This is a genomic window from Nocardia tenerifensis NBRC 101015 (assembly GCF_000308715.1).
Classification (GTDB): Bacteria; Actinomycetota; Actinomycetes; order Mycobacteriales; family Mycobacteriaceae; genus Nocardia; species Nocardia tenerifensis.
In genome coordinates, this window is the sequence record NZ_BAGH01000541.1 from 1 (window position 1) to 8,731 (window position 8,731).

Sequence of the window (8,731 nt, forward strand, 5' to 3'; positions counted from 1 at the left end):
GCGCGTGGCCGTCCGCAGCGGCGGCCACTGCCTGGAGGACTTCGTCGACTCGGCGGAAACCGAAGTGTTGCTGGATCTCTCGTTGCTCAACCGGGTCGAGTACGACGCGACGATGCGGGCGTTCGCCATCGAGCCCGGCGCGCTGCTCGGCGATGTGTACCGCGGTCTGCTCAAGGGCTGGGGCGTCACCATACCCGCGGGGCTGGAGTACTCGGTCGGCGCGGGCGGGCACATCCTCGGCGGCGGCTACGGGCCGTTGACCCGCGCGCACGGGTGCGTCGTCGACCACCTGTACGCGGTCGAGGTCGTCACCGTGGACGCGGCGGGCACGGCCCGGGTCGTCGTCGCGACCCGGGAGTCGGACGACCCGCACCACGACCTGTGGTGGGCCCACACCGGTTGCGGCGGTGGCAATTTCGGCGTGGTCACCAAGTATTGGATGCGCGCGCCGGACGCCGAGGGCGACGATCCGGCCGCGCTGCTGCCGCGTCCGCCCGCCGAGGTCCTCGACGCTCTCACGTCCTGGTCGTGGTCGGACCTGACCCCGGAGTCCTTTCGCAGGCTGCTCGCCAACCACGGTCGCTGGCACGAAACCCACAGTGCGCCCGGCATTCCCGAGAACGCGCTGTTCTCCATCCTCACCGTGCTGCGCGCTCAGACCAACACCATCGCCCTGATCACCCAGGTCGACGCGGCCGTCGACGGCGCGGAGCGGATGCTGTCGGACTATCTCGACGCGCTCAACGAGGGCGTCGGCGCGCCGTACCACCACGACGTGCAGCGGCGGCCGTGGCTGCGGTCGATGCTGTGGCCGCGGATGCGCGGCGACGTCTACGGGCAGCGGGCGAAATGCAAAGCGGCCTACCTGCGGCGGCGCTACACCGACGATCAGTTGGACGTCATTCACCGTTATCTGACCGACGACACCTACGACAATCCGACCGCCGGGGTAATCCTCGCCGCGTACGGCGGCCAGGCTTCGGCGGTGGCGTCCGACGCCACCGCCACCGCGCAGCGCGACTCGGTCTTGAAGGCGTTCTACTTGAACAACTGGACCGACCCGATCGGCGAGGAACGGCACATCGCGTGGATCAGGTCGTTCTACCGCGATATCTACGCGGGCAGCGGCGGCGTCCCGGACCTGAACGGTCAGGCCGACGGGTCCTACATCAACTACCCGGACACCGACCTGGCCGACCCGGCGTGGAACAGATCCGAAAAACCTTGGCACGAGCTGTATTACAAGGACAACTACCCCCGCCTGCAACGGGTCAAGGCCGCCTACGACCCGACCGGCTTCTTCCGGCACGCGCTGAGTATCACGGCGTGACACCAGGCCCGGCCGCCCCCAGCGCGACCGGGCCTGGTCTTTCACCCCGGCAACCGGGCTCGATGATTCAGCCCGGCAACCGGCTTGGTCTTTCAGCCGTAGAAGGTCGCCGGATCCAGCTCGCTCAGCGGGATCCAGTCGGGGTCGGGCTCCTCGGCCACCGTCGCACTGTCCATCCGCAACTCCACCGCCAGCCGCGGTCGCTCGTCCACGCGCATCGACAGCGCGTACAGGGTGGCGAGGATGTGCACGCACGGCCGCTTGCGCGTCCGGCAGTCGCAGGTCGCGATCTGATCGGCCAGCGGAACCGCGAAAGTGATTCCGGCGGCGCTGAACTCGGCCTCCAGGGAGTCCGGCAGGTCACCGGGGGCCAGGCCGGGGTTGGCCGCCAGCGACTTCGCGATCAACCGCTCGGCGTCGGTCTTGGTCTCCTCGGACCACGCGGGCAGCTCGATCCGGACCGTGGACTCCGCGCCCGACACGACGACCTTCGCGGTGACCGCGCCGACCTCGGTGTTCAGCGTGGCGCCGTGGTTGCGCGCGATGCTGCGTGCCTTGGGCAGCAACGGATTCGGGAGCGACGCGGTCGTGGTCTCGACGACCCGGGTCCAGGTGCGCCCCCACGGGGTGGCGCCGAATTCGGCGGGCATCACGAGATCGCTCCCAGGTCGAGGTCGAGGACGGCGTGCAGCTCGTCGTCGGACAGTTTGGCCAGCGCCGCCTCGGTGTCGCCGCCGACGACGACGTCGGCGACGCCGCGCTTGGTGTCGTGCATCTGCGCGATGTGGTCCTCGATCGTGCCGCCGGAGACCAGCGTGTACACATTGAGCGTGCGCTGCTGGCCGATGCGGTGCGCACGGTCGGTGGCCTGCTCCTCGACCGCGGGGTTCCACCAGCGGTCGTAGTGCATCACGTGCGCGGCGCGGGTCAGGTTGAGGCCGAACCCGGCCGCCCGCAGGCTCAGCAGCAGCACCGGCGGCGAGTCCTCGTCCTCCTGGAAGGCCCGGACCATCTCGTCCCGCTTCTCGCCGGGGAGGCCGCCGTGCAGGAACGGCACGGGTCCGGTGCCGAGCGTCTTGCCGAAGGCCTTCGACAACAGCTCGCCCATCACGCGGTACTGGGTGAACACCAGAGCGCGATCGCCGTCGTCGACGATCTCGGACAGCATCTCGGTGGCCCGGTCGAACTTGCCGGACCGGCCCGGTCCCGCGGGGCCGTCCTCGAGGTAGTGCGCCGGGTGGTTGCAGATCTGTTTGAGCGCGGTCAGCAGCGCCAGGACTCGGCCGCTGCGGCCGATGCCGGCGCCGAGGCCCTGGTTGAACGCCCGGTCCGTGGCCTCCCGGTACAGCCGGATCTGCTCGTCGGTGAGCGTGCAGATCACGGAGGTGTACTGCTTGGGCGGCAGCTCGGCGGCCACCAGATTCTTGGTGCGGCGCAACATGTGCGGCTGCACCAGCGCGTTGAGCGACGCGGCGGCCGAGGCGGAGCGGCGCTGTTCGATCGGCGCGACGAAGCGCTGCCGGAACCGTCCCCGGGTGCCGAGCAGCCCCGGGTTGGTCACGTGGAAGATCGCCCACAGCTCGTCGAGCCGGTTCTCCACCGGGGTGCCGGTCATCGCGATCCGCGAGGTCGCGGTCAGTCGCGCGGCGGCCCGGCTGGCCTGCGCCTCCGGATTCTTGATCTGCTGGGCCTCGTCCAGCACGACGATGTCCCACGCGGTGTCCAGCAGCGGCTTGTCGCTGCGCAGCACCGGATAGCTGGTGATCACGACCGTGCCGGGGGCGAACTCCTCGGGCAGGCTGCGGTTGCTGCCGTGGTAGCGCAGCACGGGGGTGGCGGGGGAGAAGCGCGCGAGTTCGCGCCGCCAGTTGCCGATCAGCGAGGTCGGGCAGACCACCAGGTGCGGGCGCTCCGAGCGCCGGATGGCCAGCAGGCAGATGGCCTGCAGCGTCTTGCCCAGACCCATCTCGTCGGCGAGGACGCCGCCTGCGCCGAGTTCGGGGCGCGAGTTGAGCCAGGCGACGCCGTGTACCTGGTAAGGACGCAGTTGGGCGTCCACCGCCGTCGTGGCCAGGGTCGCCGCGGTGTTCGCGGCCCGCCGGAACTGGGCCAGCAGCGCGTCCGGCGCGGCCACCGCCGCGCCCTCCTGGTTCGTCACGGCGTGCGCGGCGGCGGGCATCCGCGCGGCCAGCTCGGCGAAGTCCCGGTCCTTGGCCTCGCCGTCGCCGTCCAGCAGCCGGGCGGCCTCCTGCCAGTTCTTGACCGACTTGCCCACCGCGGCCCGCCGGTCCAGCGCGAGCAAGGCGGGCACGGCCTCGTTCAGATCGAGGAGCCGGACGTCCCGCTCGGCGGCGACGACGGTGTCTCCCTCGGGCGCGGCAAACGAGCACGTCGCGACCCGTCCGGTGGGCAGGCCGTGTGCGCGCACGGCCTCGTCCAGATTCTCGGGTCCCCACCAGGCGAAGGCGTTCTCGGCGGGGACGAATGTGGCCTGCAGGCGGACTTGCGTTCGTCCAGACAGTCGGACCAACTCCTTGCTTCTCCTGCGGTCGCAGCCGACCTTGCGTGCGGCTACCGCTGCTCACCGCATTATTGTGTAGCGGTGATATTGTGTTGCAGAAATATTGTGCGGCGTGAAAGTTGTGCGACGCAAGGATACTTCCACGGATCGGGTCGTGTCACATGACTAGGGGACAGCAGGAAAAGGCGCAGGTCAGCGAGTTGCTGCGACTGCTGCCGGACTGGCTTCAGCAGCTGATCCGGATCAACAGCCTGGTCGCGTCCCGGATGGGCGTGATCATGACCGACTTCCACTGCCTGCACGTATTGCAGCAGAGCGGCCCGACCACGCCCGGCGCGCTGGCCGCCCGCGTCGGCCTGACGGCGGGCTCGGCCACGCGCATGGTCGACCGGCTGGAGGCGGCGGGCTGCGTCACCCGCGCGCCCGACCCCAAGGACCGGCGCAAGGTCGTGGTCGTGCCGACTCAGGAGGGGCTGGATCGAGCCAGCTCCTACTACTCGGGCCTGACCGAGCAGACCCACCGCGACCTCGCCGACTTCACCGACGAGGAGTTGGCGGTGTTGCTCCGGTTCGTGGAGCGCAGCCTGGCCAGTGCCGTCGCGGAGGCGGATCGGCTGGCCGCCGGTTCGTGACGGCTCACCGCTGCTCGAAAGTCCATGTGCCGGAACCTGTCCGGTAGGTGGCGGACCTTTCGTCGCGATCGATGAGCTGCGCGTCGTCGGAGGCGGTGAGCTCCGCGTCTTTTCGAAGCAGCGGCACAACGATGGTGGCGGTGCTGTTCGCGGGGATGGAGACCTTCACTGTCGCCGCAGTGCCGTCCCGATGCCAGCGACTGGTGATCTCCCCTCGAACCGTCTGAATGGTCGCCGCCGCGGACGTGAGCGAGCCGACGATGGCCGGGGCGATCCGGACCCTGTCGAAGGCGATCGCGGTGGGCTCCTGGCGAATTCCCGCGAGGCCTTGGGTGAACCACGAGGTCAGTCCGCCGAGGATGTTCAGATCCGCCACGCCCTCGCGGTTGGTCCACTCCCAGCTCTCCGGCAGGGAGGTGGCGCCGTGCTCGAGCCAGTATCCGTAACTGGGATAGCTGGTTTCGACCGCGACGTCGTAGAGGACATCGTGCCTGCCCTCGTCGGTGAGGACCCGGACGATCGCGAGGAGACCGATCATCCCGGCGTTCAAGTGATTTCCGGATTCTCTGATGTTCTCGACGAGAGCCGCGAGGACGGCGTCGCGCAAATCCCTTGGGGGCGCGCCCATATCGAGGGCGATCGCCGTGGCTGTCTGCGTTCCGTTCGCGTACGTCGCGGTGGCCGGGTCGAAGAACTCCCGGTGGTACGCGGCGGCGATCTCCTCGGCCTGACGGCCGAACTCGTGCGCGTCGTCGGTCCGGTCCAGGGCTTGCGCGATGCCGGCCATCGCGACGGCGATTCGCCAAGACCCCCATGTCACAGTCGTTTCGGGCGCGGTGAAGTGGGCGTTGTCCGGGTCGAACGGCTTCTGCCAGTGCTGGCCCGGGTACATCCAGTCGCCGAAGTAGCCTTCGGAGAACTCGCCCGCCGGATAGATCCCGTCCTTCTCGCGCGATCGCAGCAGTTGAAAGTACTGCCGCATGGCCGGATAGTGGCGGCGCAGCGGCGCGGCGTCACCGTAGCGGCGATAGCTTTCATAGGCCTGCACGATGGGCGCGCCGGTCCAGTTGGTGTCGCCGATGTACCAGAAACCGGTGGGGTCGGGGACGATGCCCTGCAGGTCGCCGTCCCCGCGCTGCGCGTCGAAGACCTCGCGCAGCATCGCCTGGTTGTAGGCGGCGAAGTCGTAGCGGTAGACGCCGCTGAGGGCGACGTCGCGGTCGGCCTGCCAGCCGGCCTTCTCCCGATTGGGGTCGGTGGGCATGGTCGGCGAGACCATGGCGCTCTGCAGGCTGCGATCGGCGATGCGGTAGATGGTGTTCAAAAGCTCTGCGGAGCACTCGAACTCGGCGGTCGCGCCGGTCGCCGCGCGCACAACGATCCCGGTCACGCTCGAAAGACTCGGCGCCGTCGGCAATCCGCGTACCTCGAGGAAGCGGAAGCCGTGGTAGCCGAAGCGTGGGTGCCACGTCTCGACCCCGTCGCCCGACAGCGTGTAGTGGTCGGCGACAAGGACATTCGGCACCCAGCCGACCATGCCGCTCTGACTGACCCGGCCGTCGTCGAGATACCAGCCGGGCACGAGCGCGACGCGCGTGCCGGCCGGCCCCTCGACCTCGATGCACGGCCATCCGACGAAGCACGTGCCGAAATCGAAGACGTAGACGCCGGGTTCGGGCTCGGTCAGCTCGACCGCGGTGAGCCGCTGCGCCTCGGCGACGGCGGGTTCGAACTGCGCGCTGAGCACCGCGGGGGTGTCAGACGCGAGAGCGGCATACCGCCAATGGGAATGGTCACCGTCGGGGTGATCCCAATTGGACTGCCAGCGGCGGGCATCGTAGTCCTCCCCGCCGTAGTAGCCGGAGAACTCGATGGGGCCGTCGTCGACGCGCCAGGACGCGTCGCTGGATACCCGCTGAACCGTCCCGTCGGCGTAGCGAATCTCCAACTGCGCTATGACCTTCGGCTCACCGGAGAGCCGGACCGTCTCGCCGCTGCCGCCGAGGCCGCTCTTCCAGGTCACCGACTCCCAGTAGCGGCCCTCCCGTTCGGGCACATTGAAGAAGCCGTTTCCGACCATAACGCCGACGACATTGTTTCCGGCCCGAAGGTGTTCCGAGACATCGTAAGTCCGGTACAGCGTCCGCTTGCGGTAGTCGGTCACGCTGGGCGTCAGGACGTCCGCGCCGACCTTGCGGCCGTTGAGCCGCGGTTCGTAGAGGCCGAGTCCCGACACGTACAGGCGCGCACGCTCGATCCGCCCCTGCGTCGGCACGGTGAAGCGATGGGCGAAGATGGGCAGCGACGCGGACGGAGTGGAGTCCGAAATCCACTGCGCTGTCCAGTCGTTCGGCTCGAGCAGGCCCATCTCCCACCGGGCGACCGGGCTCCACGCCGAAACGCGGTCGTCGCCGGTCCACACCCGGACCTGCCAGAACACCTCCTCGCCCGCGGCCGGCGGCCGACCGGCGTAGACGATGTCGGTCTGCTGAGCCGAGGCCGTTTTACCGGAGTCCCACAGGTCCGGCCGATCCAGCTCGAGGTCCTGCGGCGACGAGGCGGCCCTGACCTGATAGGCCGATTGCCGTACCGAGTGTTCGGCCGAGACCAGTCGCCAACCCAAAGACGGTGTGCGATCGTCGATCCCGATGGGGTCCACCAGATAGTCGACGGTCAGGCCGAGGACCGCGACGTCGGTGGTTGTGTCGGCTATCGCCGCGCCCGACGCGTTGCTCGAGCCACCCTGTGCCCCTGAGGGATTGCTGTCCATACCGGCTCCTGTTCTCCGTGCGCCGACGACGTATTCGGTCCGTTCAGATCTGAGACGGACCGATGATCAGTCCGGGCAATCGCGAGGCTAGCGGACGAAAAGTTTTCGCGCACAGTCCTTCTAGCGGGATTCGAGTGGTCCTCGCAGGGGTGTGGATACGGTTCGGGACATGGTCGAATGTCGAGTCTGTGGCGATGTGGTTATCGAGTTCATCGACTTCGGACAGCAACCGCTGTCGGATGCTTTCCGAGCCCCGGAACAGGACGATGAAGAGTTCTTCTACCGGCTCGCGGTCGGGCGGTGCGAGTCGTGTTCCATGGTGCAATTGCTCGAGGAGGTGCCGCGGGCGAAGATGTTCCACACCGATTACCCGTACTTCTCCTCGGGCTCGTCGGTCATGCGCGAGCATTTCGAGAACACCGCGAACACATTCCTGGAGAAGGAACTGACCGGAGCCGATCCGTTCATCGTGGAACTCGGCAGCAACGACGGCATCATGCTCCGCACGATCGCCAAGGCGGGGGTGCGCCATCTCGGCGTCGAACCCTCGGGCAGGGTCGCCGACCACGCGCGTTCCCAGGGTGTGCATGTGCTCACCGAGTTCTTCGAAGAGGGCACCGCGGCTACCGTGCGCGCCGAATACGGCCCGGCCGACGTCGTGTTCGCCGCCAACACGTTCTGTCATATTCCGTACGTCGACTCGATCTTCGCCGGGCTGGACGCGCTGCTCACCCCGGGCGGTGTGTTCGTCTTCGAGGACCCGTACCTGGGCGAGATCGTCGAACGCACCTCCTTCGACCAGATCTACGACGAGCACTTCTATTTCTTCAGCGCCACCTCCGTGCGCGCCATGGCCGAGCGGTTCGGCTTCGAACTGGTGGATGTCGAGCGGTTGCCGGTGCACGGCGGCGAGGTGCGCTACACGCTGGCCCGCGCGGGCGCCCGCGTGCCGACCCAGGCCGTCGCCGACCTGCTGGCCGAGGAGTCGGCGCGTGCGCTGCACGCCCCCGCCACCCTCGAGGCCTTCGCCGCCGCGGTCGGGGTCATCCGCGCCGATCTGATCGCGTTGCTGCGCAGGCTGAAGGACGAGGGCGCCACCGTCGTCGGGTACGGGGCCACGGCCAAGAGCGCCACCGTCACCAACTACTGCGGCATCACGCCGGAGCTGGTGAGCTATGTCTGCGACACCACCCCGGCCAAGCAGAACAGGGTGACTCCCGGCGCGCACCTGCCGGTGCGGCCCGCCGAAGCCTTCGCGGGGTCCTATCCCGACTACGCGCTGCTGTTCGCCTGGAACCACGCGGCGGAGATCATGGCCAAGGAGACCGGCTTCAGCGCGGCGGGCGGCAAGTGGATCCTCTACACCCCGAGCGTTCGCGTCGTCGGCTGACACCGATCATGCTCGCGTGGGCGGTCCGTCATCGGGCCGCCCACATGTCTTTCAGCGACTCCCGCAAAGTCCATCGGGGCTTCCAGTC

At 68.6% G+C, this 8,731-nt stretch carries 6 protein-coding genes; 3 read left to right on the forward strand and 3 right to left on the reverse strand.

Going from position 1 to position 8,731, the window contains the following annotated elements; translation table 11 throughout:
- Positions 1-1,330: FAD-binding oxidoreductase (locus tag ON39_RS35755; RefSeq protein ID WP_040740775.1), on the forward strand; the 1,330-nt coding region annotated here is incomplete at its 5' end.
- Between the two features lie 92 nt (positions 1,331-1,422).
- Here the strand turns inward: ON39_RS35755 and ON39_RS35760 are convergent.
- On the reverse strand, positions 1,423-1,980 hold the full coding sequence (locus ON39_RS35760) for an SWIM zinc finger family protein (protein ID WP_040740777.1): 558 nt from the start codon (positions 1,978-1,980) through the stop codon (positions 1,423-1,425).
- Positions 1,980-3,860 carry a DEAD/DEAH box helicase gene (locus ON39_RS35765; RefSeq protein ID WP_246003088.1) on the reverse strand — a complete coding sequence of 627 codons (1,881 nt, stop codon included), beginning with the start codon at positions 3,858-3,860 and terminating at the stop codon, positions 1,980-1,982. Before ON39_RS35765 ends, ON39_RS35760 begins: the two co-directional genes overlap by 1 nt.
- A 152-nt stretch (positions 3,861-4,012) precedes the next feature.
- Here ON39_RS35765 and ON39_RS35770 point away from each other — a divergent pair, with 152 nt between their 5' ends.
- Positions 4,013-4,483, forward strand: a complete 471-nt coding sequence (locus ON39_RS35770) for a MarR family winged helix-turn-helix transcriptional regulator (protein WP_040740779.1) — start codon at positions 4,013-4,015, stop codon at positions 4,481-4,483.
- Positions 4,484-4,487: 4 nt separating this feature from the next.
- On the opposite strand, the gene ON39_RS35775 is transcribed toward ON39_RS35770, so the two are convergent.
- Positions 4,488-7,253 carry a family 78 glycoside hydrolase catalytic domain gene (locus ON39_RS35775; RefSeq protein ID WP_040740780.1) on the reverse strand — a complete coding sequence of 922 codons (2,766 nt, stop codon included), beginning with the start codon at positions 7,251-7,253 and terminating at the stop codon, positions 4,488-4,490.
- 169 nt (positions 7,254-7,422) lie between these two features.
- On the opposite strand from ON39_RS35775, the gene ON39_RS35780 reads away from it, so the two are divergent.
- Positions 7,423-8,643: a class I SAM-dependent methyltransferase gene (locus ON39_RS35780; RefSeq protein ID WP_040740782.1), complete on the forward strand. Its 1,221-nt coding sequence runs from the start codon at positions 7,423-7,425 to the stop codon at positions 8,641-8,643.
- Positions 8,644-8,731 lie beyond the last annotated feature (88 nt).